The sequence below is a fragment of the Enterobacter cloacae complex sp. S1 genome (assembly GCF_014930525.1).
GTDB classification, from domain to species: domain Bacteria; phylum Pseudomonadota; class Gammaproteobacteria; order Enterobacterales; family Enterobacteriaceae; genus Enterobacter; species Enterobacter hormaechei_C.
On sequence record NZ_JADBRE010000023.1, the window covers coordinates 36,618 to 61,174 of the forward strand.

A 24,557-nucleotide genomic window follows, 5' to 3' on the forward strand; every position below is an offset into this window, starting at 1 on the left:
ATATAAAAAAACCCCCGTCTTGCGACGAGGGTTTAAATTTTGGTGGAGCTAAGCGGGATCGAACCGCTGACCTCTTGCATGCCATGCAAGCGCTCTCCCAGCTGAGCTATAGCCCCACATGTTACTTTACCTACCGCACTCTGTTGGGTTCAGAGTTTGGTGGAGCTAAGCGGGATCGAACCGCTGACCTCCTGCATGCCATGCAGGCGCTCTCCCAGCTGAGCTATAGCCCCGTCGTAAAGCTGTCATGTTGACGGGCGGCATAATATGAATTCCGCCGCAGAGTGTCAACGGCAAATTCAGCCTCCGCCTTTCAATCGCCGAAAAATCATGCAAATGAATCACTTTGAGAGCCTGCTCGCAGCCAGGAGTTAAGCTTGTCACGTTTTCACGTAAAACGGTGCTATAAAATGAACCACTAATTAACCCCACAGATATTCAGGAAATTGTATGATCAAGGAACGAATGACGCCAGAAGAGTTAGCCCTGCTGACTGGCTATAGCCGACAGACCATCAATAAATGGGTACGCAAAGAGGGTTGGATTACATCGCCAAAGCCAGGCGTTCAGGGTGGCAAGGCGCGTCTGGTACACGTCAATGAAAAAGTGCGCGACTTTATTCGCAGCGCGCGCAGGGCAACAGAGACGCCGGAACTGCCAGATAAGGCGTACCACGAGGGCTCGCTTCATGCCCTGCTCCTGACGCTGGCGAATGAAATGACGCCGGAAGAGCAAAAGCAGATGACATCGCTGTTACTGCGGGAAGGGATTACCGGCTTGTTACAACGTTTAGGGATTCGCGACCAACGCTGATATGAAAAGATTACGCAGCAAAATGACCACGGAAGAGCTGGCGGACAGTCTGGGCGTAGCCCGACAAACCGTTAATCGCTGGATACGACAGAAGGGATGGAAAACGGAGGGTATCAACGGTGTAAAAGGCGGAAGAGCGAGGGTGATATGTATTGATGCGCACGTTAAGGAGCACATCATTAGTCTTCCTGCCATTCGTAACCGTCGGGCTGTTTACCATGTGGCGGAAAGCCCTTCCCACTACGGCGTGGCAACCTCATCCAGCCTGCTTCCACAAATTATCGACTCGCTGGAAAACATGACGACTGTCGAACAGGAACGTTTGCACAAGTTGCTCGCTCGTGAAGGTTTGCAGGGTTTTCTCACGCGTCTTGGTATTGCTGAATAACAGGCATAAAAAAACGGCAGGTTACCCTGCCGTTTTTTGTATTACACGAGTATTACTGCTGGCTTTCACGCTCAGCAATAAAGCCCAGCGCTTTGTTGATACGCGCAACGCTACGTGATTTGCCGATGGCATGAACGGTCACGTCCAGCGCCGGAGACTGGCCTGCCCCCGTCACCGCAACGCGCAGCGGCATACCGACTTTACCCATGCCAATTTCCAGCTCATCAGCGGTAGCCTGAATCGCGTGGTGAACATTTTCCGCAGTCCATTCGGTAATGGCTTCGAGTTTATCACGCACCACTTCCAGCGGCTGACGCGCAACCGGACGCAGGTGTTTCTTGGCCGCGTCGGCGTCGAACGCGTCAAACTCTTCATAGAAGTAACGGCAGCTTTCAGCAATTTCTTTCAGCGTTTTGCAACGCTCGCCAAGCAGCTTCACCAGATCCGCCAGTTCAGGGCCCGTACGGGTATCGATGTTTGCCTGCTCAATGTGCCATTGCAGATAAGTCGCCACATATTCTGGCTGCATGGTATTGATGTAGTGATGGTTCAGCCACAGCAGTTTATCAGTGTTGAACGCGCTGGCTGATTTGCTGACAGAGTTCAGAGAGAACAGCTCGATCATCTCTTCGCGGCTGAAGATCTCCTGGTCACCATGAGCCCAGCCCAGACGCACCAGGTAGTTCAGCAGCGCTTCCGGCAGATAGCCGTCATCACGGTACTGCATCACGCTCACCGCGCCATGACGTTTGGACAGCTTTTTACCGTCGTCACCGTTGATCATTGATACGTGCGCATACACCGGTACAGGCGCGTTCAGCGCTTTCAGAATGTTGATTTGACGCGGGGTGTTGTTGATATGGTCTTCACCACGGATCACGTGAGTGATTTCCATATCCCAGTCGTCCACAACTACGCAGAAATTATAGGTTGGCGATCCGTCAGTACGACGAATGATAAGGTCATCCAGCTCCTGGTTGCTGAATTCGATCGGACCACGGATCTGGTCATCAAAGATAACAGAGCCATCCTGTGGGTTAGCAAAACGCACTACGCAAGGCTCATCCGCAGCATGCTCGCTGTGGTCATGGCGGCAACGACCGTCATAACGCGGTTTTTCGCCTTTTGCCATTTGCTCTTCACGCAGCGCATCCAGACGCTCCCTGGAGCAGTAGCACTTATAGGCCGTGCCTGCCACCAGCATCTCGTCAATTACGGCGTTATAGCGGTCAAAACGTTTGGTCTGGAAGTATGGGCCTTCGTCCCACTCCAGATTCAGCCAGTTCATCCCATCCATAATGGCTTCAATTGCTTCCGGCGTTGAGCGCTCCAGATCGGTGTCTTCAATACGCAGCACAAACTCACCGTTGTTGTGACGTGCGAAAAGCCAGGAGTAGAGAGCGGTACGTGCACCACCGACATGCAGATAGCCTGTCGGGCTCGGCGCGAAGCGAGTTTTGATTTTCATGAAATGGCCTTACGTTATAAAGATGCCGGTAATCGGCAAATTCCGGGAAGAAAACAATGGGCAATATTCTATCACTGTGGGCCGATTCCTCAATGTCGATCACTTTATCCGGTTCGAGATTGCTGTTTTTGTTTATAAATCATGCACCACAGTCCGTTTTGCGATCGTTTTGACTAATTTTACGACGAACGAATAAAAACTTTAGAAAATGCGTTGACTCATTTTCAACTCTCCCTATAATGCGACTCCACACAGCGGGGGTGATTAGCTCAGTTGGTAGAGCATCTCCTTTACACGGAGGGGGTCGGCGGTTCGAGCCCGTCATCACCCACCATCTACTTCGGTAGACTCGCAGTGTAGATAAGCATTGAGATTGGGCGATTAGCTCAGTTGGTAGAGCATCTCCTTTACACGGAGGGGGTCGGCGGTTCGAGCCCGTCATCGCCCACCATTCTCACCTTATCGCAGCAGTTCCGAAATGGGCGATTAGCTCAGTTGGTAGAGCATCTCCTTTACACGGAGGGGGTCGGCGGTTCGAGCCCGTCATCGCCCACCATTTCGGGTCGTTAGCTCAGTTGGTAGAGCAGTTGACTTTTAATCAATTGGTCGCAGGTTCGAATCCTGCACGACCCACCAATGTAAAAAAGCGCCCTAAAGGCGCTTTTTTGCTATCTGCGATATAGCACATCCCCATTGCAGCCAGACCGCTTGTTTTACTCAAGCTCACGCCTTCTTTGCCGATACCTCTATTTTATGGCGAAAAGGATCTCAATATGACAACTCTTAAGCCCGTTTCTCTGTCGGCGATGGAAATCGGCAGCGTAGATAACAGCTCCGGCGGAAACGACATTGCTTCTCAAATCACCCGTCTGACCAAACAGATAACGAAAGTCACTCAGCAGCTCAAAGAAGTGGCCATGGGTGATGCCACAGCAGAAGAGAAGCAAAAGCAGCAGGAATTACTCGAATCTCAGCTGGCTATGTTGCAGGCACAACTGGCGCAATTGCAGCGTCAGCAGGCAGAAGAGGCGATGCCAAAACAGGAAAAAGGTCAGGCAGTCGCGGAAGGCATCAATAAGCCCTCCGCGGAGCATCAGATTAATATCTACATCTGATTATTGGTTTCGTTAAAAAGTGGATCGCGTGTGCGGGCCTCCATCAAACGTTCGGCCTGCATACGCACCACATCCCAGCAGGCGTGTGCCGCGCCGGAAAGTGACCTGTTTTTACGGCGTACCAGCATCAGCTGGCGTTCGACACAGGGTACGAAACGCTTCACCGTTAAACGACTCCCCTGCGGCAGTGGCAGCGCCAGCGCCGGCAGAACGCTGATGCCAATCCCCGCTTCGACCATCGGGAAGAGCGTGGCAGGATGCCCAATCTCCTGCACAATGGTTGCCTTAACGCCCTGCGCGGCCAGAGCGGCATCTATCAGCGGACGGCTGCCTGATGCATAATCCTGTAACACCAGGTTTGCCCCCTGCAAGGCCTGCCAGGCCACGTGTGGCAGCGATGCCAGCGGATCATCATCGCGGCAGAGCAATAAAAAGGGCTCCGAGAGCACCACTTCACATTCCAGGTCGCTTACCGCTCCGGGATCAATAACGATGCCAAAATCCACATCCCCCTGACGGATACTCTCCAGAACCCACTGCTGCGGCCTGTCATGCAAAACAAAATCGATATCCGGATAGCGGTGATTACTTTCAGCGATGCACTGGGGAATAAGATGCGCCGAAATCGTCTGGCTCGCCGCCACTCTCACGGTGCCGGAAAGCTGTTGTCCGAGCCGGCCGACATCCCTGAGCGTACTGTGCAGTTCATCCAGCAGCCTCTCCAGACGCATTGCCAGCTGCTGTCCCGCTTCGGTGAGTACCACTTCTCGCGTCGTACGGTCGAGCAGCTTCACTCCCGTTTGCGTTTCAAGCTCCTTAACGCTATGGCTCACCGCCGACTGGCTGAGGCCAATGATCTCCCCTGCCCGGCTAAAGCTGCGGGCCTGCGCGACGGTGACGAAAACGCGAAGCTGACGTAACGAATAATTCATCTGTTTAATTCATGAATGGATGCAATAAATCAATTTTATTTCTCAAAGGGAAGAAAGCACAATAGCGGCATCTGTTTTCAGGAGTGATTATGAAACTTTTTCGTATCCTTGATCCGTTTACGCTGACCCTGATTGGTGTCGTCTTGCTGGCCTCGTTCTTCCCGGCGCGGGGCAGTTTCGTTCCGGTTATTGAAGGACTGACCACGGCAGCCATTGCCCTGCTGTTCTTTATGCATGGCGCCAAACTCTCCCGGGAAGCCATTATTGCAGGCGGTAGCCACTGGCGACTGCACCTGTGGGTAATGTGCAGCACCTTTATCCTCTTCCCGGTTCTAGGCGTGCTGTTCGCCTGGTGGGCGCCGGTGAATGTCGATCCGGCGCTGTATACCGGTTTCCTTTATCTGTGTATTTTACCGGCCACCGTGCAGTCCGCTATTGCCTTTACCTCGCTGGCGGGCGGCAACGTCGCGGCGGCGGTCTGTTCTGCTTCCGCTTCCAGCCTGCTGGGGATCTTTGTTTCACCGCTGCTGGTCGGTCTGCTGATGAATATGCACGGGGCGGAAGGTAATCTGGAGCAGGTGGGTAAAATTTGTCTGCAACTGCTGCTGCCGTTTGTGCTCGGACACTTATCCCGTCCCTGGATTGGGGCGTTTGTGGCAAAACATAAAAAATGGATCGGGAAAACGGACCAAAGCTCAATTCTGCTGGTGGTTTACACGGCCTTCAGCGAAGCCGTGGTGAACGGCATCTGGCACAGGGTGGGCGCTGGATCGCTGCTGTTTATTGTGGTGGTAAGCATCGTTCTTCTGGCCATTGTCATCGCGGTTAACGTCTTTGTGGCCCGCAAATGCGGCTTCAATAAGGCCGATGAAATCACCATTGTATTTTGCGGATCGAAAAAGAGCCTGGCCAACGGGATCCCAATGGCCAATATTCTGTTCCCGACGTCCGTCATTGGGATGATGGTGTTGCCGCTGATGATTTTCCATCAGATCCAGCTGATGGTGTGCGCGGTACTGGCGCGGCGTTACAAGGCGCAGACTGAAAAACTGGCGCAGGAAGAGACCCGCGCCGCGAAAGTTTAAGGACGTTTCAGGGGCTGAACCAGCTGGGTCAGCCCCTCTGTTTTGATCAGTAACGTGATAGCCATCAGCTCGCCCAGACGCCCGGCGGGGAACTCATCCTTACGGGCAAACCACAGCAGATACTCTTCCGGTAAATCAATCAGCCTGCGCCCCTTATATTTACCGAACGGCATCTCCGTATTGGCGATCTCAACGAGCTGCTCTTTTTCCACGTCACTCTCCTAACAGGCGCATCATTTCCGCTTCGTCGATTACCTCGATGCCAAGCTCCTGCGCTTTTGCCAGCTTCGAACCGGCCGCTTCCCCGGCAATCACCAGGTCGGTTTTCTTCGATACGCTGCCCGCCACTTTTGCCCCCAGCGCCACCAGGCGCGCTTTCGCGTCATCGCGCGAGAGCTGGCTCAGGCTGCCGGTCAGCACCACCGTTTTACCGGCAAACGGGCTGTCGATCTCTTCGGCATTAACCACTACCGGTGCAGGCCAGTGAATGCCCTGTTCCAGTAATTTACCGATCACTTCACGGTTGCTCTCTTCGGCGAAGAAGTTGAAAACGTGGGTGGCGACCACAATGCCGACATCAGGGACTTTCTGTAGCTCGTCGATGGTGGCTTTCTCCAGCGCGTCCAGCGTGCCGAAATACGCCGCCAGCCCTGCCGCCGTCGCCTCTCCGACTTCACGAATGCCAAGCGCGTAAAGGAAACGGGCAAAGGTGGTGTTTTTGGCCGCCTCGAGCGCGTTGACGATGTTCTGGGCTGATTTCGGCCCCATACGATCAAGACCGGTCAGCTTACCTGCCGTCAGGGTAAAGAGGTCTGCTGGCGTATGGACATACTCTTTCTCAACTAACTGGTCGATGATCTTGTCACCCATTCCGTCGACGTCCATCGCCCGGCGGGAGACGAAGTGCTTCAGGGACTCTTTACGCTGCGCGCCGCAGATTAACCCGCCCGTACAGCGCGTTACCGCTTCACCTTCCACGCGCTCTACGTCAGAACCACATACCGGACAGTGGGCTGGAAACTCGATGGCACGGGTATCGGCAGGACGTTCAGACTCCACAACGTTAACCACCTGTGGGATCACATCACCCGCGCGGCGAATCACCACTTTGTCACCAATGCGCAGGCCCAGGCGGGCAATTTCATCGGCGTTATGCAGCGTGGCGTTACTTACCAGCACGCCAGCCACCTGCACAGGCTCCAGACGCGCCACAGGCGTAATCGCCCCCGTACGCCCTACCTGAAACTCCACGTCGCGAACGAAGGTCATCTGCTCCTGCGCCGGGAACTTAAAGGCTACCGCCCAGCGCGGCGCACGGGCCACAAATCCTAACTGTTCCTGCAACGCCAGCGAGTTAACCTTGATCACCACGCCATCAATATCAAACCCGAGCGTGGGACGATCCTCTTCAACCTTGTGATAGAACGCCAGCACCGCCTCCGGAGAGTCGCAGAGCTGCACGCGGTTGCTAACCGGTAACCCCCACTCTTTGAACTGCATTAAACGACCCAGGTGAGTATCTGGCAGGTCACCGCCTTCCAGGATCCCGACGCCGTAGCAGAAGAAAGTAAGCGGTCGCTTCGCGGTGATTCGCGGATCGAGCTGACGCAGCGAACCTGCCGCCGCGTTACGCGGGTTAGCAAACACTTTCCCACCGGTACGACGCGCTTCTTCGTTGATCTTCTCGAAGCCCGCCTGCGGAAGGAACACTTCCCCGCGCACTTCCAGCCGGGCGGGAATGTTATCGCCACGCAGTTTCAGCGGGATCGCACGAATAGTGCGCACATTAGTGGTGATGTCTTCCCCGGTAGTGCCGTCGCCGCGCGTTGCGGCACGCACCATCACGCCGTTCTCATAAAGAATGCTAACGGCCAGACCATCCAGCTTTAGCTCGCAGCACCAGCTCAGATTGTCGATGCTCTTCAGGCGATCCTGCACACGCTTGTTGAAAGCCAGAAAACTCTCTTCATCAAACACGTTATCCAGCGACAGCATCGGCACTTCATGGCGCACCTGGCTGAAAGCGCCCAGCGGTTCCGCGCCGACGCGCTGCGTTGGGGAATCGGGCGTAATCAGTTCGGGGTGCTGCGCTTCCAGCTCGCGCAGTTCACGCATCAGGCGGTCATATTCCGCATCCGGCACTTCCGGTGCGTCCATAACATGATAGAGATATTCATGATGGCGAAGCGTGGTTCGCAGTTCAGTAAGTTGTTGTTCGATTGAGTCCATATCGCACCATCAATGAGAAAAACCCCCGACAGGCGGGGGTTGAGGAGGAGGTGAAGTTAACGCGACGATTACGCGTTCGCTTCCTTAACTTCGCGGATGCGGTCCTGATACTCGCGCAGTTTCTGCGGCGTCATCATTCGACGCTGATCGTCGAGCACCACACCGCCCACTTCGTCGGCGATGTGCTGAGCGGACTGTAGCATCAGCTTAAAGTTTTGCAGCTCGTCACCGTAGGACGGCACCTGCATAAAGATCGTAACCCCCGGCGTGACGAAATCACCGGTCATTTCCGGGTCAAACGTGCCTGGATTGACCATATTGGCCAGGCTAAACAGCGCCGGACCGCTACCGTCAGGACTCAGGTGGCGATGGAAAATATTCATGTCGCCGAACTTGAAGCCTGCCTGTTGGATGCTGTTAAGCAGCACGTCACCGTTCAGATGGGTGCCATGATGAGCAGCCACGTTCATGATGATCACCGCTTCTTTACGCTGCGGCTTTTCAACAACCGGTTCTGGCTCTGCGACCGGCTCTGGCTCAACGCGCGGAGCGGGCTGTGGCGCAGGCGGTTCAGGCTGCGGCTGCGGTTGTTGTACCGGCTGCGGCTGCTGAACAGGCTGTGGCTGATGCACTGGCTGTGCAGGCTGTTGCACAGGTTGCGGCTGTACAGGCTGTGGCGCAACGGGCTGCTGTTGCACAGGCTGCTGCGGCGGATGACGAACAGGTTCTTCCACTGGCGGCGGCGCTGGCTGGCGCGGCTGGGCAGAGGCATACGGTGGTTGATACTGGTGCTGCGGAGCGCGGGGGGCTTCATGCTCTCCATGCGCTGCGCCGGGCGCAGTATTGACCCGATGAACACGAACTTCACCCACGCCGTCGTCGTCAGGACCGTCGATGTCGTCTTCAACGTCATCGTCGTCACGACTGGACTTCATGCGCTTCAGTGGACGATCGCGAAACATAGAGGAACGCTCTTTACGGCTGGTCCAGAAACCATGTACCAGTAAAGCGATTATGGCGATCGCGCCAACAATGATTAATATCAGACGCAAATCCTGCATCATTATATTCTCTGTTGTTCTAACACCTTGCCACCACGGCAAACATTTACTCACTAAGAGTATTTGCCGTTTACGTCAAGTGCAAGTGTATGCAGAGCATTCACAGCATAAAGATGAACTAAATCGTGCTTTTTGCTGGTTTTTCGAACATTTCCGAACTGGTCATTGGCCCGTAACTGGATAATATAGGCGGGCAATTCCACTGGTTGTGTAAAAAGGAGTACAGCCTGGTATGGTTTCAACATCTTCTTCTGCCCCACGCAGCGGGGTCTGGTACTTTTCTCAGGGCTGGAAACTGGTCTCCCTGCCGGGCATTCGACGCTTCGTTATTTTGCCGTTACTGATCAACATTATTCTGATGGGCGGGGCCTTCTGGTGGCTGTTCACCAGACTGGAAAGCTGGATCCCTTCCCTGATGAGCTATGTGCCGGACTGGTTACAGTGGCTAGACTACCTGCTCTGGCCGATTGCGGTTATCTCCGTGCTGCTGGTTTTCGGTTATTTCTTTTCGACGATAGCAAACTGGATAGCCGCGCCGTTCAACGGTCTGCTGGCCGAACAGCTGGAAGCGCGCCTGACCGGTGCGACGCCACCTGACACGGGCGTACTCGGGATCGTGAAAGATCTCCCCCGCATCATGAAGCGTGAATGGCAGAAGTTCGCCTGGTACCTGCCGCGGGCGATTGTGCTGCTTATTCTTTATTTTGTACCCGGGATTGGCCAGACGGTCGCGCCCGTGCTGTGGTTCCTGTTCAGCGCCTGGATGCTCGCTATCCAGTACTGTGATTATCCGTTCGATAACCACAAAGTGCCGTTTAAAGAGATGCGCACTGCCCTGCGCACTCAGAAGGTTGCCAACATGCAATTTGGCGCGCTGACCAGCCTGTTCACCATGATCCCTTTCCTGAATTTGTTCATCATGCCCGTTGCCGTTTGCGGCGCGACGGCGATGTGGGTGGACTGCTACCGTGCTAAGCACGCGTTATGGAAGTAATGCAAAAATGTGTAAAAGAGGGGTGGCTTATGCCGCCCCTTATTCCATACTGATCCCCATTATTTCCTTGCAGCATATAGATATGCGATTTCCTTACTTCCCCATACCTGTTCAACAGGTATGCTGGGTCGGTATCCCAATTTCATACAGTTAAGGACAGGCCATGAGTAAGATTTATGAAGACAACTCGCTGACTATCGGTCATACGCCCCTGGTTCGACTGAACCGTATCGGTAATGGACGCATTCTGGCGAAGGTCGAATCTCGTAACCCAAGCTTCAGCGTTAAATGCCGTATCGGTGCGAATATGATTTGGGATGCTGAAAAGCGTGGCGTGCTGAAACCTGGCGTTGAGCTGGTTGAACCCACCAGCGGCAATACCGGTATCGCTCTGGCCTATGTTGCGGCGGCGCGTGGCTATAAGCTGACGCTGACTATGCCTGAAACCATGAGCATTGAGCGTCGTAAGCTGCTGAAAGCGCTGGGTGCGAACCTGGTCCTGACCGAAGGCGCAAAAGGCATGAAGGGCGCGATTCAGAAGGCCGAAGAAATTGTTGCCAGCGATCCGGCAAAGTATCTGCTGCTCCAGCAGTTCAGCAACCCGGCCAACCCGGAAATTCATGAGAAAACCACCGGCCCGGAAATCTGGGAAGATACCGACGGTCAGGTTGATGTGTTTATCTCCGGCGTAGGCACCGGCGGTACGCTGACCGGTGTGTCTCGCTATATTAAAGGCACGAAAGGTAAAAAAGATCTGATTACCGTTGCCGTTGAGCCAACCGACTCACCGGTTATCGCTCAGGCGCTGGCAGGCGAAGAGATCAAACCTGGCCCACACAAAATCCAGGGTATCGGCGCTGGCTTTATTCCAGGCAACCTGGATCTGAAGCTGATCGATAAAGTCGTCGCCATTACCAATGAAGAAGCCATCTCCACGGCGCGTCGCCTGATGGACGAGGAAGGCATTCTGGCGGGTATCTCTTCCGGTGCGGCGGTTGCGGCAGCCCTCAAACTGCTGGAAGATGAAACCTTTACCAATAAGAACATTGTGGTTATCCTACCGTCTTCGGGTGAACGTTACTTAAGCACAGCACTGTTTGCCGATCTCTTCACAGAGAAAGAACTGCAACAGTGATGCCAGCATGTTAAAAACGCGTAAAAAAGCACCTTTTCAGGTGCTTTTTTGTGGCCTGCTTCAAAGTTTTACCCCTCCTGGCATTGCTTCACCCCGTTGGGTCTGGTATTTAAACCAGCAATTATTTTGATGCGCGAAATTAATCGGTGAACGAAATAGCGCTGCTGAATCGATTTTATGATTTGGTTCAAGTCTTGCTTTCACTGCATAATGTTTAATGACGATTGAAACGTCAGCGCTAACTATACAGGCTAAAGTTAAGTCGCCAGGCTAGACTTTAGTTCCACAACACTAAACCTATAAGTTGGGGAAATACAATGTTCCAGCAAGAAGTTACCATTACCGCTCCGAACGGTCTGCACACCCGCCCTGCTGCTCAGTTTGTTAAAGAAGCGAAAGGCTTCACTTCTGAAATCACCGTGACTTCCAACGGCAAAAGCGCTAGCGCAAAAAGCCTGTTCAAGCTGCAAACTCTGGGCCTGACTCAGGGTACCGTTGTTACCATCTCCGCTGAAGGTGAAGACGAGCAGAAAGCAGTTGAGCATCTGGTTAAGCTGATGGCTGAACTCGAGTAAGTTTACCGGGTTCTTTTCAATATCAGTCACAAGTAAGGTAGGGTTATGATTTCAGGCATTTTAGCATCCCCGGGTATCGCTTTCGGCAAAGCATTGCTGCTGAAAGAAGACGAAATCGTCATTGACCGGAAAAAAATTTCTGCCGACAAGGTTGATCAGGAAGTTGAACGTTTTCTGAGCGGTCGTGCCAAGGCATCTGCGCAACTGGAAGCGATTAAAACTAAAGCTGGCGAAACTTTCGGTGAAGAAAAAGAAGCCATCTTCGAAGGGCACATTATGCTGCTCGAAGATGAGGAGCTGGAGCAGGAAATCATAGCCCTGATTAAAGATAAAGGCATGACGGCCGACGCGGCTGCGCATGAAGTTATCGAAGGTCAGGCATCTGCCCTGGAAGAGCTGGACGATGAATACCTGAAAGAACGTGCGGCTGACGTACGTGACATCGGTAAGCGCCTGCTGCGCAACATCCTGGGTCTGGCCATCATCGATCTGAGCGCGATTCAGGACGAAGTCATCCTGGTTGCCGCTGACCTGACCCCGTCTGAAACCGCACAGCTGAACCTGAACAAGGTGCTGGGTTTCATTACTGATGCAGGTGGACGTACCTCCCACACCTCAATCATGGCGCGTTCTCTGGAGCTGCCAGCCATTGTGGGTACCGGTAGCGTTACCTCCCAGGTTAAAAACGACGACTATCTGATTCTGGATGCCGTAAACAATGTGGTTTACGTCAACCCAACTAACGATGTGATCGAGCAGCTGCGTTCCGTTCAGGAGCAGGTTGCTACCGAGAAAGCGGAACTCGCTAAACTGAAAGATCTGCCAGCTATCACGCTGGACGGCCATCAGGTTGAAGTGTGCGCTAACATCGGTACCGTACGTGACGTTGACGGCGCTGAGCGCAACGGCGCGGAAGGTGTAGGTCTGTATCGTACTGAATTCCTGTTCATGGATCGCGACGCTCTGCCAACGGAAGAAGAGCAGTTTGCAGCGTACAAAGCGGTTGCGGAAGCGTGCGGCTCGCAGGCTGTAATCGTCCGTACCATGGACATCGGTGGCGACAAAGAGCTGCCGTACATGAACTTCCCGAAAGAAGAGAACCCGTTCCTGGGCTGGCGTGCCGTGCGTATCGCCATGGATCGTAAAGAGATCCTGCGTGACCAGGTTCGCGCTATTCTGCGTGCCTCCGCTTTCGGTAAACTGCGCATCATGTTCCCGATGATCATCTCTGTTGAAGAAGTGCGTGCACTGAAGAAAGAGATCGAAATCTACAAACAGGAACTGCGCGACGAAGGTAAAGCATTTGACGAATCCATTGAGATCGGCGTGATGGTGGAAACACCGGCAGCCGCGACCATTGCGCGTCATTTAGCCAAAGAAGTTGATTTCTTTAGTATCGGTACCAATGATTTAACGCAGTACACCCTGGCAGTTGACCGTGGTAATGATATGATTTCACATCTCTACCAGCCAATGTCACCGTCCGTACTGAATTTGATCAAGCAAGTTATTGATGCTTCTCATGCAGAAGGTAAATGGACTGGCATGTGTGGTGAGCTTGCAGGCGACGAACGTGCTACACTTCTGTTGCTGGGTATGGGTCTGGACGAATTCTCTATGAGCGCCATTTCCATCCCGCGCATTAAGAAGATTATCCGTAACACGAACTTCGAAGATGCGAAGGTGTTAGCAGAGCAGGCTCTTGCTCAACCGACAACGGACGAGTTAATGACGCTGGTTAACAAGTTCATTGAAGAAAAAACAATCTGCTAATCCACGAGATGCGGCCCAATTTACTGCTTAGGAGAAGATCATGGGTTTGTTCGATAAACTAAAATCTCTGGTTTCTGATGACAAGAAAGACTCCGGAACTATTGAGATTGTTGCTCCGCTCTCCGGCGAGATCGTCAACATCGAAGACGTGCCGGATGTAGTTTTTGCTGAGAAAATCGTTGGTGATGGCATTGCTATCAAACCAACTGGCAACAAAATGGTTGCTCCAGTTGACGGCACCATCGGTAAAATTTTTGAAACCAACCATGCGTTCTCTATCGAATCCGATAGCGGTATCGAACTGTTCGTTCACTTCGGTATCGACACCGTTGAACTGAAAGGCGAAGGCTTCAAACGTATCGCAGAAGAAGGCCAGCGTGTTAAAGTTGGCGACCCGGTAATTGAATTCGATCTGCCGCTGCTGGAAGAAAAAGCGAAGTCTACCCTGACTCCGGTTGTTATCTCCAACATGGACGAAATCAAAGAACTGATCAAACTGTCTGGCAGCGTCACCGTGGGTGAAACCCCGGTTATCCGCATCAAGAAGTAATTCTTGCCGCACAGAAAAATGGCGCCTTCGGGCGCCATTTTTGTTTATGCCGGCAGGATAAGCTCGTCATAGCCTTTCGACTGCGTATAGATCATAACGTCAGTCACCCGATCGCCCGCCATGCGAATGGCATCGGCAACGGTTTTCCCTCCCACAATGCCGCTGACCAGCTCCGAACAGAACAGATCGCCCGTTCCTTTCAGATCCGTCTCTACGCGCGGGTGCGCGCTTACGGTAACACCTTCTTCGCTCACCAGCACAACGTGGATATTCTGCGGATCGTCAGCCACTGGCGCACTGGTGATCGCCACCCATTTCAGCGAGTCGGACAGCAGCCCCTGCGCGGCGGCAATGGCGCTCTCCGGCGTACGGCACGGTTTGCCGCTCAGCACCTCCAGTTCATACACGTTGGGCGTAATGCCCTGGGCCAGCGGGAGCAGATGCTCACGGTAGGCTTCAGGAATATCCGGCTTCACGTACATCCCGCTATCGATATCCCCAATTACCGGGTCGACCAGCACCAGCAGATCGGGATGCTGCACTTTGATTGCCTTCAGCCACTTCGCCAGCAGCGCGATCTGGCTGGCGCTGCCCATATAGCCGGTGGTGACCGCTTTAAGCTCGCGCAGGATCTCGCGCTCTTCCAGCGCCTTAAGGTAGCCGCTGAACCACTCGTCCGGGATCACCCCGCCGTAGAAGGTGTCGTAGTGCGGCGTATTGCTGAACAGCACCGTTGGCACGGCGGTAACGTTCAGCCGGTGGGTTCGAATATTCGGCACCGCGATGCTGTTTCCCACGCTGCCGTACACCACCTGCGACTGTACGGCGACAATATCGGTTTGCTGCGCCCGGGTGTTATCCCGGAATAAAATCATCTCCATGACGCTTAAATCCCCGCCCCCTGCGAATAACTCTCTTCACCAAAGACGCCGGTAGACAGGTAACGGTCGCCGCGATCGCAAATAATCGCCACGACCACCGCTCCCGGCGTGGACTCAGCCACCCGGATCGCACCCGCTACGGCACCGCCAGAGCTGACGCCGCAGAAGATACCTTCACGCACGGCCAGCTCACGCATGATATTTTCCGCCTCGCGTTGATGAATATCCAGCACCTGGTCCACAAGCTGCGCATTAAAGATGCCCGGCATATACTCCGCCGGCCAGCGGCGGATGCCCGGAATGCTGCTCCCCTCTTCCGGTTGCAGGCCGACAATCGTCACCGGCTTCTCCTGTTCGCGCAGAAAGCGTGACACACCGGTGATCGTGCCCGTGGTCCCCATGCTGGAGACAAAGTGGGTGATGCGCTCGTCGGTTTGCTGCCAGATTTCCGGGCCGGTGGTGGTGTAGTGCGCGTACGGGTTGTCCGGGTTGTTGAACTGGTCGAGAAGCTTGCCTTCCCCGCGCTCCGACATCGCTAACGCTAAATCTCGCGCCCCTTCCATCCCCTGCTCTTTGCTCACCAGAATCAGCTCGGCTCCATAGGCGCGCATGGCGGCCCGGCGCTCCTGGCTCATGTTATCCGGCATCAGCAGCTTCATGCGGTAGCCTTTCAGGGCGGCAATCATCGCCAGCGCGATACCGGTGTTACCGCTGGTGGCTTCGATCAGCACGTCGCCGGGCTTTATCTCGCCGCGCTTTTCGGCCTGAACAATCATCGACAGTGCCGCCCGGTCTTTCACCGATCCCGCCGGGTTATTGCCTTCGAGTTTGACCCAGATTTCGCTGCCGTTATCGGGCCCCATGCGCTGAAGCTTGACCAGAGGAGTGTTACCGATGGTGTGTTCGAGTGTATTCACGATTTTTACTCAATAAAAAAGCCGGGTGGCGCTTCGCTTACCCGGCCTACAAGACGCAGTGATAACTGTAGGCCCGGTCAGCGCAGCGCCACCGGGCGATAAACATACTAATAACCTATCAGGCTGACTCCGCCAGAGCAATATCCTCGCGCGTTTCAATGCGCTCGTTACCGTGATAAATGCGCGCGTGTTGCAGCCCGACAAACAGGCGCTCCCCCCGGTGCGGCGGCTCGTCGTCACGCATAACCACGGTCAACGGCTCGGTGTACCAGCCCAGGGGCTGTACCACCAATTGGGTGTAGTGCCCTTTAGGGCTAGCTTCCAGCACCTGCACCGGAAGCGGTGAATCCAGGCTGGTACGGCGGCTGACGTCCACTTCCCACGGGCGCAGGAACAGATCGACCGGCCCCTGATGCGCAGAGGTATACCCCAGCGGCCAGCGGTGCGCGCCAACGTGGAACTGACCGCCGCGAATGGTGCCCTGAAGGCGGTTTACTTCCCCCATAAACTCCAGCACAAAGCGGGTCGCCGGTTCACGCCAGAGCTGCTCTGGCTCGTCAACCTGCTCAATGTTGCCCTGACTCATCACCACCACGCGATCGGCCACTTCCATCGCCTCTTCCTGATCGTGGGTCACGAAAACGCTGGTGAACTGAAGTTCCTCATGCAGCTGACGCAGCCAGCGGCGCAGCTCTTTTCGTACCTGCGCATCCAGCGCGCCAAACGGTTCGTCCAGCAGCAGGATTTGCGGTTCAACGGCTAACGCACGCGCCAGCGCCACGCGCTGCTTCTGCCCGCCGGAAAGTTGAGCCGGGAAGCGGTCCGCCAGATGCGCAAGCTGCACCATCTCCAGCAGTTTGGTCACTTTCGCTTTGATGGCGGCGGCATCTGGACGTTCACGACGCGGCAGCACGGTCAGGCCAAACGCGATGTTGTCGAATACCGTCATGTGGCGGAACAGCGCATAATGCTGAAATACAAAGCCCACTTTACGGTCGCGGGCGTGCAGGCGGCTAACGTCCGTACCGTGGAAGCGAATATGTCCGCTGGTCTGGTGTTCAAGCCCGGCGATAATACGCAGCAGCGTGGTTTTACCGGAGCCAGACGGCCCCAGCAGCGCCACCATTTGTCCGGAAGGGATATCCAGCGAGATATCATTCAGCACCTGGGTGCGACCAAAAGACTTCTTAATATTGGCAATCTCAATGCTCATGATTTCCCTCCTGATGCTGACGTTTTTCCTGATTCTCTAAACGCCACTGCACCACACTCTTCAAAAACAGGGTCAAAATCGCCATCAGCGTCAGCAACGCTGCGGCAGTAAAGGAACCGACGGTGTTGTAGTCCTGTTCCAGTAATTCAATCTGTAACGGCAGCGACAGGGTTTCGCCGCGAATCGAGCCGGATACCACCGACACCGCGCCAAACTCACCGATCGCACGGGCGTTGGTCAGCACCACGCCGTAAAGCAGTGCCCAGCGGATATTCGGCAGCGTGACGCGGCGGAACATCTGCCACCCGGAAGCGCCGAGCAGCACCGCGGCTTCATCTTCATGGCTGCCCTGGCTGAGCATCACCGGCACCAGCTCGCGCACCACGAACGGACAGGTGACAAAGACGGTCACCAGCACCATTCCCGGCCAGGCGAACATGATTTGCAGGTCGTGCTCATCCAGCCAGCCGCCCAGCGGGCCATTGGAGCCGTAGAAGAGCAGATAAACCAGACCCGCCACCACCGGAGACACCGCAAACGGGATATCCAGCAGGGTCAGCAGCAGCTGACGCCCCGGGAAGTTAAAGCGCGTTACCAGCCAGGCCAGCAATACGCCAAACACCAGATTCACCGGGACGGTGATCAGGGCAATCATCACCGTCAGCCAGATGGCGTGGAGCATGTCCGGATCGGCCAGGTTTTGCAGCGCGGGCATAATCCCTTTGCTGAAGGCCTGCACGAAGATGTACACCATCGGCACGACGAGAATGAATGCGGAGACCAGCACGCCGGTACCAATCAGAAACCATTTGCCCCAGTTGATGCGGGGCGCGTCATAGCGCTTCAATTGCGTAACTTCCGCCATCAGTGACCTACCACACGTCGACCAAAGCGACTTTGCAGAGTGTTAATCGAAAACAGTAGCAGCAGCGACGCGGCAAGGATCACCGAGGCAATCGCGCTCGCGGCCGGATAATCAAACTCCTGCAAACGGACAAAAATCATCAGCGAGGTCACTTCGGTTTTCCACGCGATGTTCCCGGCGATAAAAATGACCGCGCCAAATTCACCGAGGCTGCGGGTAAAGGAAAGCGCCACCCCCGCCAGCAAGGCCGGAGAAAGTTCCGGCAGCACAACCTTACGGAAACTCTGCCAGCGCGTGGCGCCCAGGGTCTCCGCAGCCTCTTCGTATTCGGGGCCTAACTCTTCCAGCACCGGCTGCACGGTACGTACCACAAACGGGATGCTGGTGAAGGCCATCGCCACCGCGATACCGATCCAGGTATAGGTCACTTTAATATCAAACTTCGCCAGCCATTCGCCGTAAAAGCCGTTCACGGAGAACAGCGACGCCAGCGTCAGACCGGCCACCGCCGTCGGCAGGGCAAACGGCAGATCCATCAGGGCGTCGAGCAGCGTGCGGCCCGGGAAGCGATAGCGGGTTAAGATCCATGCCATCAGCAGGCCAAACACGCCGTTAAAAATCGAGGCCACGAATGCAGACAGCAGCGTGACCTTGTAGGCCGCCACCACCTGCGGATTGGTGACCACTTCCCAGTACTGGGACCAGCTCATCTCAGCGAGCTGCATCACCAGAGCGCTGAGCGGTAACAATAAAATCAGACAGACGAACAGCAGGCTGGTCCCGAGGCTTAAGGTAAAACCCGGCAGCACACGTCTTGTTGATCCTGCAAACATTACTTACGCCCCGCCGCCAGCAATTTGTCTAACTCACCGCCGCTGGCAAAATGCGTTTTCATCACCTCAGGCCAGGCGCCGAAATGATCTTCCACGCGGAACAGCTCGGTCTGCGGGAATTTGTCTTTCAGCTTGTTCATCACGTCCGGATTATTAACGCGGTAGTAATAGTCAGTAATCACCGTCTGCGCCTGCGGGCTGTACAGATAGTTGAGATAGGCTTTTGCCGCTTTCTCAGTGCCGTTGGCTTTGACGTTTTTATCCACCCACGCCACCGGGAACTCGGCCAGAACGTTGGTTTTCGGGATAACCACTTCGAAGCCCTGCGCTTCGTACTGTTTACGAATATTGTTCACTTCGGATTCAAAGCTGATCAGCACATCGCCCAGCCCGCGCTCGGCGAAAGTGGTGGTTGCGCCCCGGCCGCCGGTGTCAAACACTTCGACGTTTTTCAGGAACTGGGTCATAAACTGTTCGGTTTTCGCTTTATCGTTACCGTCAGCTTTGTCCGCCGCGCCCCACGCCGCCAGATAGGTATAACGCGCGTTGCCGGAGGTTTTCGGATTCGGGAAAATCAGCTTGACGTCAGAACGCACCAGGTCGTTCCAGTCGTGAATGTTTTTCGGGTTGCCCTTGCGCACCAGGAAGCCCATGGTGGAATAGAACGGCGAACTGTTGTTCGGCAGGCGGCTTTGCCAGTCCGCCGGGATCAGCTTGCCTTTGTCGTGCAGGATCTGCACGTCCGTGACCTGGTTGTAGGTCACCACATCCGCTTTCAGCCCCTGCAAAATGGCCAGCGCCTGCTTGGATGAGCCAGCGTGCGACTGTTTGATGGTCAGCTTGTCGCCGTTGTTCTCTTTCGCCCACTGCTGTTCAAATGCGGGATTAAGGGCGGCAAACAGCTCGCGCGAAACATCATAAGAACTGTTCAGCAACTCGGTTGCCTGCGCCTGCGCCACCAGCAGTAAACCTGCCAGTGCCAGCGATCCTTTTTTCAGTACAGTAACGGCCATTGCGCACCCTTATAAATGTGATGACTATCTTATAGTCATAATATTTATAACGGAGTCTAAAGGAGTAACGGTTTTATATACCGTTTGGTGATTTAGAAGCAGAAAAGGGAATAAGGGGTGCGGGAGAAATTGCCGGGTGGCGCTAACGCTTACCCGGCCTACGAATGGAGAGCGATTTACAGCGCCAGCAGGCGCTCAACGGACGGCGCAAAGTAGTAGCCGCCGGTCACCGGACGGGTGAAGCGCAGCATGGCGTCACGCTTGCCGTCGGTATCGCCAAACATGCTCAGCAGCTGCTGTTCGATGTTGTAGAGGCGTGCACAGTAAGCGCAGAAGTACAGGCCGTGCGTACCGCTCGCGGTGCCGTACGGCAGGCTCTGGCGAACAATCTTCAGCCCCTTACCGTCTTCTTTAAGGTCAACGCGGGTCAGGTGGGACGTGACCGGACGCGCATCGCCGTCAATCTCTTCATTGGCGTCTTTGGTGCGGCCAATCATCATCTCCTGATCATGCACGCTCATGCGGTTGAGCTGCCTGAGGTTATGCTCCCAGCGCTGAACGAACACGTAGCTGCCGCCCGCGTCCACGCCATCCATGATTACAGCCACCTCGCGACGCGTCTCTTCCCCGGCCGGGTTTTCGGTGCCGTCGACGAAGCCGCTCAAATCGCGCTCTTCCACCCAGCGGAAACCGTGGATCTCTTCCTGCACGTCGATGCTGTCACCAAAGGCCTCAATCGCTGCCTGAGCGACGGAGAAATTCACGTCATGCCGCAGGGAGAGGATATGGATCAGGACGTCATACTGGGTGGCGGGCGCAAGACCTTTGCCATAAGGAATAAAGTCTTTCAGCTCTTCTGCGCCTTCGCCGCCGCTCAGCTGACGCCAGACGGTATTGCCAAAGGCAACCACCGCGCCCAGATGGGCTTCGGAGAATTTGGCCTGAAAGGTGGCCAGTTTATCAACGAAAATTTTGCTGGCCGCGCGCAGGGCATCCACGTCCCCTTTGACGTTGGCTTCAATCCAAATCGCCGCGCGGCAATGTTCTGGCAAAATGCCACTCTGAACCTGAGACATCGCTCCTCCTGAAAAAAAGATGCCACGACAGCGTGGCATTGATGGCGGCTATTATACCTGGATTTCAGCGAGGCGGCTTGCTCAGGCGCAAATTACTGCTTCCAGATAATTTTGCTCACTTTCCACTTTTTCAGGGTGTCGTCAGAGGGCATTAACCCTTCCGGACCGTTCCAGGCACCGCTGAATACATAGCTAATGTGCTGGCTGCCGTCGGCCTTACACTCGACCGCCACACTATCATCCGACGGCACGCTGGCGCAGTGGCCAAACGCTTTCTGGTAGAGCTCGCCAAACGGCGTACCTACCTTCACGCCACCTGAGGTCGGGATCTCTTCATCCATCACCGCAATGCGGTTGACCGTACCTTTATCGCCGTTGATGACCATCGCCACCTTGTCGTCTTTCAACGCTTCGAAATAGCGCACGATGTTGCCGTTCTCGGTTTTCATGCCGCTGCGCAGGCGATAATCACTGCCGATGGCCTCCTGAATGACATCCTGATCCAGCGCCGTCGAGGCGGTGATTTTGCCCACGCCCTGCTCGGTCACTTCCGTTGAGGAGCCAAACCAGTTCCACGGATAGGCCGCAGACCAGTTGATGGATGAGAGCGTGGAACAGCCGGTTAACGCCAGCGGGAGAGCGCATAAAAGTAAACGCAGCGATTTCATTGAGACGTCCTTACGTAATAAATCAACGCTTGTTGGAGTGCAGTATCGGCAAAAAGTGCCGTTTTAATCTGACTCTTGCGTAAAACAGGCGCGTAAACGGGGGTTCGTGACCAGCCACAGCAGCGCGACAATATCCGCCACCACCAGCGCAATCCCGATACCGGAAAGCGGCTCGCCGTACAGCCAGAGCACGGGCTGCCAGACCAGGAGCACAACCTGCGCCAGAATCAACAGCCAGCGAAGCGCGCGCCAGAAGCGCGGGAGGAACTGCCGCCGACCGCTGCACAGGAACGCCAGCACCGCCGGTACACCGGGCAGTAACCCCAGCCAGAACGCATCGTGATCGGGATAAAAGAGATTCAGTAGCGTATCGCCCTGCCCGCGTGACGCGCCAGCCATCACGAACAGCACCCAGGTGCGGGCCTGCAACAGCAGAACGCACCAGAATAAAAAAGGCAGACGCAGACGACCGTGAACATCATAGTCGCCAGGGTGGAACTCAGTACTCTTCATCTTCGATCAGGCGCTTACCCAGCGTCAGTACATCCGCGTGCTCGTAGCCCAGACGTTCATACATGCCCAGCACCACGTCGTTATCTTCCCGCACCATAATCTGGATTTTCGGGCAGCCACGGGCGATCAGTTTCTTTTCCAGACGGTTAAGCAGCGCGTTGGCGATGCCGCGCGCGCGATATTCCGGGTGCACGCCCAGATAGTAGGCCGACCCGCGGTGGCCGTCGTACCCGCCCATTACCGTCCCGACCACCTCGCCGTTGACCTCAGCGACCAGAAACAGACTGACGTCGTGATTCACCTTCCGTTCGATGTCCATTTCCGGATCGTTCCACGGACGCAGCAGATCGCAGCGCTCCCAAAGGGTGATCACCTCTTCGAAATCTTCCTGGCGAAAAACGCGTATCTCCATGGTATTAACCGCCTTTTCGGGTTTAAAAACAGTGATTATGGCGTGAACAGGGCATTTAGCCAATAACCGGGGAAAAACTCGCCAAAATTTGGCATAATGTCACTTTGTCACGTATTGAAATGAAAAGTAAAACAATTCTCAATAAGGAATGTCGTCACGCAAAACGCGATACGATATAACACCAGGACCCCAATTTTTACAATTCAGGCCGCATGAGCACATTCAAACCATTAAAAGCACTCACATCGCGTCGTCAGGTTCTCAAAGCGGGGCTGGCGGCCTTAACGTTAACAGGCATCGCAAAGCAGGCTCAGGCAAAAGAAGAGAGCTCGCTTAAAACCAGTAACGGACACAGCAAGCCGAAAACCAAAAAAGCCGGCGCAAAGCGTCTGGTCATGCTCGATCCGGGCCACGGCGGGATCGACACCGGCGCCATTGGCCGAAACGGGTCGAAAGAAAAACACGTCGTGCTGGCAATTGCAAAAAATGTGCGCGCAATTTTACGCAGCAACGGCATTGACGCCCGCCTGACGCGCACGGGCGACACGTTTATCCCGCTGTACGATCGCGTGGAAATTGCCCATAAGCACGGCGCCGACCTGTTTATGTCCATTCACGCGGATGGCTTCACAAACCCTTCCGCCGCAGGCGCATCGGTGTTCGCCCTCTCCAACCGTGGCGCCAGTAGCGCCATGGCGAAATACCTCTCCGATCGCGAAAACCGGGCGGATGAAGTGGCCGGGAAAAAAGCCACCGACAAAGACCATCTGTTGCAGCAGGTTCTGTTTGATCTCGTGCAGACCGATACCATCAAAAACAGCCTGACGCTCGGCTCGCATATCCTTAAACGGATTAAGCCCGTGCACCGTCTGCACAGTAAAAGCACCGAGCAGGCCGCGTTTGTGGTGCTGAAGTCCCCGTCCATTCCGTCCGTGCTGGTGGAAACCTCGTTCATTACCAACCCGGAAGAGGAGCGTTTACTCGGCACCACGGCGTTTCGTCAGAAGATCGCGAACGCTATCGCCTCCGGGGTCATCAGTTATTTCAACTGGTTCGATAATCAAAAAGCGCACTCCAGGAAACGTTGATGAAACCGAATGCACAGCTGGTTAAAACTTTCCTGATGCAGCTACAGGACGCGATTTGCCAGAAACTGGCCGCCGCAGACGGCGGTGAATTCCAGGAAGACACCTGGCAGCGCGAAGCGGGCGGCGGCGGGCGCAGCCGCGTGCTGCGTAACGGTGGCATTTTTGAACAGGCCGGGGTCAACTTCTCCCACGTCCACGGTGATGCAATGCCGGCGTCCGCCACGGCGCATCGGCCTGAACTGGCGGGCCGCAGCTTCGAGGCGATGGGCGTCTCGCTGGTGGTGCATCCGCATAACCCGTTTGTGCCAACCAGCCACGCCAACGTGCGCTTTTTCATCGCGGAAAAACCGGGGGCCGATCCGGTCTGGTGGTTTGGCGGCGGTTTCGACTTAACGCCTTACTATGGCTTCGAAGAGGACGCCGTGCACTGGCACACCACCGCGCGCGACCTCTGCCTGCCGTTTGGCGAAGACGTTTACCCGAAATACAAAAAGTGGTGCGATGATTATTTCTATCTGAAGCATCGCGACGAGCAACGCGGCATCGGCGGGCTGTTCTTTGACGATCTCAACACGCCGGATTTTGATACCGCGTTCAGCTTTATGCGCGCAGTGGGTGAAGGCTTTACCGATGCCTATCTGCCGATTGTCGAACGCCGCAAAAACACCGACTACGGCGTTCGCGAGCGTGAGTTCCAGCTGTACCGCCGCGGGCGTTACGTGGAGTTTAACCTGGTATGGGATCGCGGGACGCTGTTTGGCCTGCAAACCGGTGGGCGCACGGAGTCCATTCTGATGTCGATGCCGCCGCTGGTGCGCTGGGAATACAGCTTTGAACCCAAAGAAGGCAGCCCGGAGGCTGCCTTGCGTGATTTTATTCGGGTTCGGGACTGGGTGTAACCCCCTCACCCCTGCCCTCTCCCAAAGGGAGGGGGAGTATAAATTCCCTCTCCCTTTGGGA

General features: G+C 55.2%; 26 protein-coding genes and 6 tRNA genes. 15 read left to right on the forward strand and 17 right to left on the reverse strand.

Features of this window, described 5'->3' with window-relative positions; translation table 11 throughout:
- Positions 1 to 40 precede the first annotated feature (40 nt).
- Together IM290_RS15695 and IM290_RS15700 are read right to left on the reverse strand one after the other, a co-directional pair.
- Positions 41 to 116, reverse strand: a tRNA-Ala gene (locus IM290_RS15695).
- A gap of 41 nt (positions 117 to 157) precedes the next feature.
- A tRNA-Ala gene (locus IM290_RS15700) sits at positions 158 to 233 on the reverse strand.
- Positions 234 to 450: 217 nt separating this feature from the next.
- Here IM290_RS15700 and IM290_RS15705 point away from each other — a divergent pair.
- Together IM290_RS15705 and IM290_RS15710 are read left to right on the forward strand one after the other, a co-directional pair.
- Entirely contained in the window at positions 451 to 813 is a 363-nt protein-coding gene (locus tag IM290_RS15705; protein WP_015572232.1) for a YfeC-like transcriptional regulator, read from the forward strand.
- A 1-nt stretch (position 814) separates the two neighbouring features.
- Positions 815 to 1,201: a YfeC-like transcriptional regulator gene (locus IM290_RS15710; RefSeq protein WP_017383469.1), complete on the forward strand. Its 387-nt coding sequence runs from the start codon at positions 815 to 817 to the stop codon at positions 1,199 to 1,201.
- Positions 1,202 to 1,253: 52 nt separating this feature from the next.
- Here IM290_RS15710 and gltX read toward each other — a convergent pair whose 3' ends face one another.
- Complete coding sequence (gene gltX / locus IM290_RS15715) at positions 1,254 to 2,669, reverse strand: glutamate--tRNA ligase (protein WP_193042336.1); 1,416 nt, start codon at positions 2,667 to 2,669, stop codon at positions 1,254 to 1,256.
- Between the two features lie 258 nt (positions 2,670 to 2,927).
- Between gltX and IM290_RS15720 the strand changes: the two genes are divergently transcribed.
- The 5 genes from IM290_RS15720 (at position 2,928) to IM290_RS15740 (ending at position 3,784) form a co-directional block, all read left to right on the forward strand.
- Positions 2,928 to 3,003 (forward strand) — tRNA-Val (locus tag IM290_RS15720).
- A gap of 41 nt (positions 3,004 to 3,044) precedes the next feature.
- Positions 3,045 to 3,120, forward strand: a tRNA-Val gene (locus tag IM290_RS15725).
- A gap of 29 nt (positions 3,121 to 3,149) precedes the next feature.
- Positions 3,150 to 3,225, forward strand: a tRNA-Val gene (locus tag IM290_RS15730).
- Positions 3,226 to 3,229: 4 nt separating this feature from the next.
- Positions 3,230 to 3,305, forward strand: a tRNA-Lys gene (locus tag IM290_RS15735).
- Positions 3,306 to 3,442: 137 nt separating this feature from the next.
- Positions 3,443 to 3,784, forward strand: a complete 342-nt coding sequence (locus IM290_RS15740; protein WP_017383471.1) for a FlxA-like family protein — start codon at positions 3,443 to 3,445, stop codon at positions 3,782 to 3,784.
- On the opposite strand, the gene IM290_RS15745 is transcribed toward IM290_RS15740, so the two are convergent.
- Entirely contained in the window at positions 3,775 to 4,716 is a 942-nt protein-coding gene (locus tag IM290_RS15745; RefSeq protein WP_032649001.1) for a LysR family transcriptional regulator, read from the reverse strand. The genes IM290_RS15740 and IM290_RS15745 overlap by 10 nt on opposite strands.
- An 89-nt stretch (positions 4,717 to 4,805) precedes the next feature.
- Between IM290_RS15745 and IM290_RS15750 the strand changes: the two genes are divergently transcribed.
- Entirely contained in the window at positions 4,806 to 5,801 is a 996-nt protein-coding gene (locus IM290_RS15750) for a bile acid:sodium symporter family protein (RefSeq protein ID WP_015572227.1), read from the forward strand.
- Here IM290_RS15750 and IM290_RS15755 read toward each other — a convergent pair.
- From IM290_RS15755 to zipA, 3 genes are all read right to left on the reverse strand, one after another.
- A complete protein-coding gene (locus tag IM290_RS15755) occupies positions 5,798 to 6,013 on the reverse strand; it encodes a DUF3820 family protein (RefSeq protein ID WP_003861328.1) in 216 nt (71 codons plus the stop codon). The genes IM290_RS15750 and IM290_RS15755 overlap by 4 nt on opposite strands.
- Position 6,014: 1 nt before the next feature.
- Positions 6,015 to 8,030 carry an NAD-dependent DNA ligase LigA gene (gene ligA / locus IM290_RS15760; RefSeq protein ID WP_017383473.1) on the reverse strand — a complete coding sequence of 672 codons (2,016 nt, stop codon included), beginning with the start codon at positions 8,028 to 8,030 and terminating at the stop codon, positions 6,015 to 6,017.
- Positions 8,031 to 8,098: 68 nt separating this feature from the next.
- Positions 8,099 to 9,094 carry a cell division protein ZipA gene (zipA, locus tag IM290_RS15765; RefSeq protein WP_015572226.1) on the reverse strand — a complete coding sequence of 332 codons (996 nt, stop codon included), beginning with the start codon at positions 9,092 to 9,094 and terminating at the stop codon, positions 8,099 to 8,101.
- Between the two features lie 229 nt (positions 9,095 to 9,323).
- Between zipA and cysZ the strand changes: the two genes are divergently transcribed.
- From cysZ to crr, 5 genes are all read left to right on the forward strand, one after another.
- Entirely contained in the window at positions 9,324 to 10,085 is a 762-nt protein-coding gene (gene cysZ / locus IM290_RS15770) for a sulfate transporter CysZ (protein WP_006811452.1), read from the forward strand.
- A gap of 163 nt (positions 10,086 to 10,248) precedes the next feature.
- A complete protein-coding gene (cysK, locus tag IM290_RS15775) occupies positions 10,249 to 11,220 on the forward strand; it encodes a cysteine synthase A (RefSeq protein WP_006811453.1) in 972 nt (323 codons plus the stop codon).
- Between the two features lie 317 nt (positions 11,221 to 11,537).
- Positions 11,538 to 11,795 (forward strand): phosphocarrier protein Hpr, encoded by a 258-nt coding sequence (ptsH, locus tag IM290_RS15780; RefSeq protein ID WP_000487600.1) that lies wholly within the window; start codon positions 11,538 to 11,540, stop codon positions 11,793 to 11,795.
- Between the two features lie 45 nt (positions 11,796 to 11,840).
- Positions 11,841 to 13,568 carry a phosphoenolpyruvate-protein phosphotransferase PtsI gene (gene ptsI / locus IM290_RS15785; RefSeq protein ID WP_006811455.1) on the forward strand — a complete coding sequence of 576 codons (1,728 nt, stop codon included), beginning with the start codon at positions 11,841 to 11,843 and terminating at the stop codon, positions 13,566 to 13,568.
- Between the two features lie 40 nt (positions 13,569 to 13,608).
- Positions 13,609 to 14,118, forward strand: a complete 510-nt coding sequence (crr, locus tag IM290_RS15790) for a PTS glucose transporter subunit IIA (RefSeq protein ID WP_003861316.1) — start codon at positions 13,609 to 13,611, stop codon at positions 14,116 to 14,118.
- 44 nt (positions 14,119 to 14,162) lie between these two features.
- Here crr and pdxK read toward each other — a convergent pair whose 3' ends face one another.
- The 10 genes from pdxK to IM290_RS15840 all read right to left on the reverse strand — a co-directional run bounded on the left by pdxK (position 14,163) and on the right by IM290_RS15840 (position 22,509).
- Entirely contained in the window at positions 14,163 to 14,999 is an 837-nt protein-coding gene (gene pdxK / locus IM290_RS15795) for a pyridoxine/pyridoxal/pyridoxamine kinase (RefSeq protein ID WP_193042337.1), read from the reverse strand.
- Between the two features lie 5 nt (positions 15,000 to 15,004).
- Positions 15,005 to 15,916 (reverse strand): cysteine synthase CysM, encoded by a 912-nt coding sequence (cysM, locus tag IM290_RS15800; RefSeq protein ID WP_193042338.1) that lies wholly within the window; start codon positions 15,914 to 15,916, stop codon positions 15,005 to 15,007.
- A 118-nt stretch (positions 15,917 to 16,034) separates the two neighbouring features.
- A complete protein-coding gene (cysA, locus tag IM290_RS15805; protein WP_032659702.1) occupies positions 16,035 to 17,129 on the reverse strand; it encodes a sulfate/thiosulfate ABC transporter ATP-binding protein CysA in 1,095 nt (364 codons plus the stop codon).
- On the reverse strand, positions 17,119 to 17,994 hold the full coding sequence (cysW, locus tag IM290_RS15810) for a sulfate/thiosulfate ABC transporter permease CysW (protein ID WP_003861305.1): 876 nt from the start codon (positions 17,992 to 17,994) through the stop codon (positions 17,119 to 17,121). Before cysW ends, cysA begins: the two co-directional genes overlap by 11 nt.
- Positions 17,994 to 18,827 (reverse strand): sulfate/thiosulfate ABC transporter permease CysT, encoded by an 834-nt coding sequence (gene cysT / locus IM290_RS15815; RefSeq protein ID WP_017383478.1) that lies wholly within the window; start codon positions 18,825 to 18,827, stop codon positions 17,994 to 17,996. The genes cysW and cysT overlap by 1 nt, the downstream gene beginning before the upstream one ends.
- A complete protein-coding gene (locus IM290_RS15820) occupies positions 18,827 to 19,840 on the reverse strand; it encodes a sulfate ABC transporter substrate-binding protein (protein WP_032649009.1) in 1,014 nt (337 codons plus the stop codon). Before IM290_RS15820 ends, cysT begins: the two co-directional genes overlap by 1 nt.
- Positions 19,841 to 20,016: 176 nt before the next feature.
- On the reverse strand, positions 20,017 to 20,916 hold the full coding sequence (locus IM290_RS15825) for a Dyp-type peroxidase (RefSeq protein WP_193042339.1): 900 nt from the start codon (positions 20,914 to 20,916) through the stop codon (positions 20,017 to 20,019).
- Positions 20,917 to 21,008: 92 nt separating this feature from the next.
- Entirely contained in the window at positions 21,009 to 21,584 is a 576-nt protein-coding gene (locus tag IM290_RS15830; protein ID WP_193042340.1) for an RpoE-regulated lipoprotein, read from the reverse strand.
- A gap of 63 nt (positions 21,585 to 21,647) precedes the next feature.
- The gene (locus IM290_RS15835; protein ID WP_003861294.1) at positions 21,648 to 22,097 is read right to left on the reverse strand and encodes a DUF2919 domain-containing protein; all 450 of its coding nucleotides are present in this window, start codon (positions 22,095 to 22,097) and stop codon (positions 21,648 to 21,650) included.
- Entirely contained in the window at positions 22,084 to 22,509 is a 426-nt protein-coding gene (locus IM290_RS15840; protein WP_003861292.1) for a GNAT family acetyltransferase, read from the reverse strand. The genes IM290_RS15835 and IM290_RS15840 overlap by 14 nt, the downstream gene beginning before the upstream one ends.
- 212 nt (positions 22,510 to 22,721) lie before the next feature.
- Between IM290_RS15840 and amiA the strand changes: the two genes are divergently transcribed.
- Both amiA and hemF read left to right on the forward strand, forming a co-directional pair.
- Positions 22,722 to 23,597: an N-acetylmuramoyl-L-alanine amidase AmiA gene (gene amiA, locus IM290_RS15845; RefSeq protein ID WP_015572219.1), complete on the forward strand. Its 876-nt coding sequence runs from the start codon at positions 22,722 to 22,724 to the stop codon at positions 23,595 to 23,597.
- Complete coding sequence (gene hemF, locus IM290_RS15850) at positions 23,597 to 24,496, forward strand: oxygen-dependent coproporphyrinogen oxidase (protein WP_039270221.1); 900 nt, start codon at positions 23,597 to 23,599, stop codon at positions 24,494 to 24,496. The genes amiA and hemF overlap by 1 nt, the downstream gene beginning before the upstream one ends.
- Positions 24,497 to 24,557 lie beyond the last annotated feature (61 nt).

Coding starts and splice junctions, on each gene's coding strand:
- IM290_RS15710 (WP_017383469.1), top strand. CDS start 815: ATGAAAAGATTACGCAGCAAAATGACCACGGAAGAGCTGGCGGACAGT.
- IM290_RS15830 (WP_193042340.1), bottom strand. CDS start 21,584: ATGAAATCGCTGCGTTTACTTTTATGCGCTCTCCCGCTGGCGTTAACC.
- IM290_RS15745 (WP_032649001.1), bottom strand. CDS start 4,716: ATGAATTATTCGTTACGTCAGCTTCGCGTTTTCGTCACCGTCGCGCAG.
- IM290_RS15740 (WP_017383471.1), top strand. CDS start 3,443: ATGACAACTCTTAAGCCCGTTTCTCTGTCGGCGATGGAAATCGGCAGC.
- IM290_RS15820 (WP_032649009.1), bottom strand. CDS start 19,840: ATGGCCGTTACTGTACTGAAAAAAGGATCGCTGGCACTGGCAGGTTTA.
- pdxK (WP_193042337.1), bottom strand. CDS start 14,999: ATGGAGATGATTTTATTCCGGGATAACACCCGGGCGCAGCAAACCGAT.
- cysK (WP_006811453.1), top strand. CDS start 10,249: ATGAGTAAGATTTATGAAGACAACTCGCTGACTATCGGTCATACGCCC.
- ptsI (WP_006811455.1), top strand. CDS start 11,841: ATGATTTCAGGCATTTTAGCATCCCCGGGTATCGCTTTCGGCAAAGCA.
- ptsH (WP_000487600.1), top strand. CDS start 11,538: ATGTTCCAGCAAGAAGTTACCATTACCGCTCCGAACGGTCTGCACACC.
- IM290_RS15825 (WP_193042339.1), bottom strand. CDS start 20,916: ATGTCTCAGGTTCAGAGTGGCATTTTGCCAGAACATTGCCGCGCGGCG.
- ligA (WP_017383473.1), bottom strand. CDS start 8,030: ATGGACTCAATCGAACAACAACTTACTGAACTGCGAACCACGCTTCGC.
- gltX (WP_193042336.1), bottom strand. CDS start 2,669: ATGAAAATCAAAACTCGCTTCGCGCCGAGCCCGACAGGCTATCTGCAT.
- hemF (WP_039270221.1), top strand. CDS start 23,597: ATGAAACCGAATGCACAGCTGGTTAAAACTTTCCTGATGCAGCTACAG.
- IM290_RS15835 (WP_003861294.1), bottom strand. CDS start 22,097: ATGAAGAGTACTGAGTTCCACCCTGGCGACTATGATGTTCACGGTCGT.
- cysZ (WP_006811452.1), top strand. CDS start 9,324: ATGGTTTCAACATCTTCTTCTGCCCCACGCAGCGGGGTCTGGTACTTT.
- IM290_RS15750 (WP_015572227.1), top strand. CDS start 4,806: ATGAAACTTTTTCGTATCCTTGATCCGTTTACGCTGACCCTGATTGGT.
- IM290_RS15705 (WP_015572232.1), top strand. CDS start 451: ATGATCAAGGAACGAATGACGCCAGAAGAGTTAGCCCTGCTGACTGGC.
- cysA (WP_032659702.1), bottom strand. CDS start 17,129: ATGAGCATTGAGATTGCCAATATTAAGAAGTCTTTTGGTCGCACCCAG.
- cysT (WP_017383478.1), bottom strand. CDS start 18,827: ATGTTTGCAGGATCAACAAGACGTGTGCTGCCGGGTTTTACCTTAAGC.
- amiA (WP_015572219.1), top strand. CDS start 22,722: ATGAGCACATTCAAACCATTAAAAGCACTCACATCGCGTCGTCAGGTT.
- cysW (WP_003861305.1), bottom strand. CDS start 17,994: ATGGCGGAAGTTACGCAATTGAAGCGCTATGACGCGCCCCGCATCAAC.
- IM290_RS15840 (WP_003861292.1), bottom strand. CDS start 22,509: ATGGAGATACGCGTTTTTCGCCAGGAAGATTTCGAAGAGGTGATCACC.
- zipA (WP_015572226.1), bottom strand. CDS start 9,094: ATGATGCAGGATTTGCGTCTGATATTAATCATTGTTGGCGCGATCGCC.
- crr (WP_003861316.1), top strand. CDS start 13,609: ATGGGTTTGTTCGATAAACTAAAATCTCTGGTTTCTGATGACAAGAAA.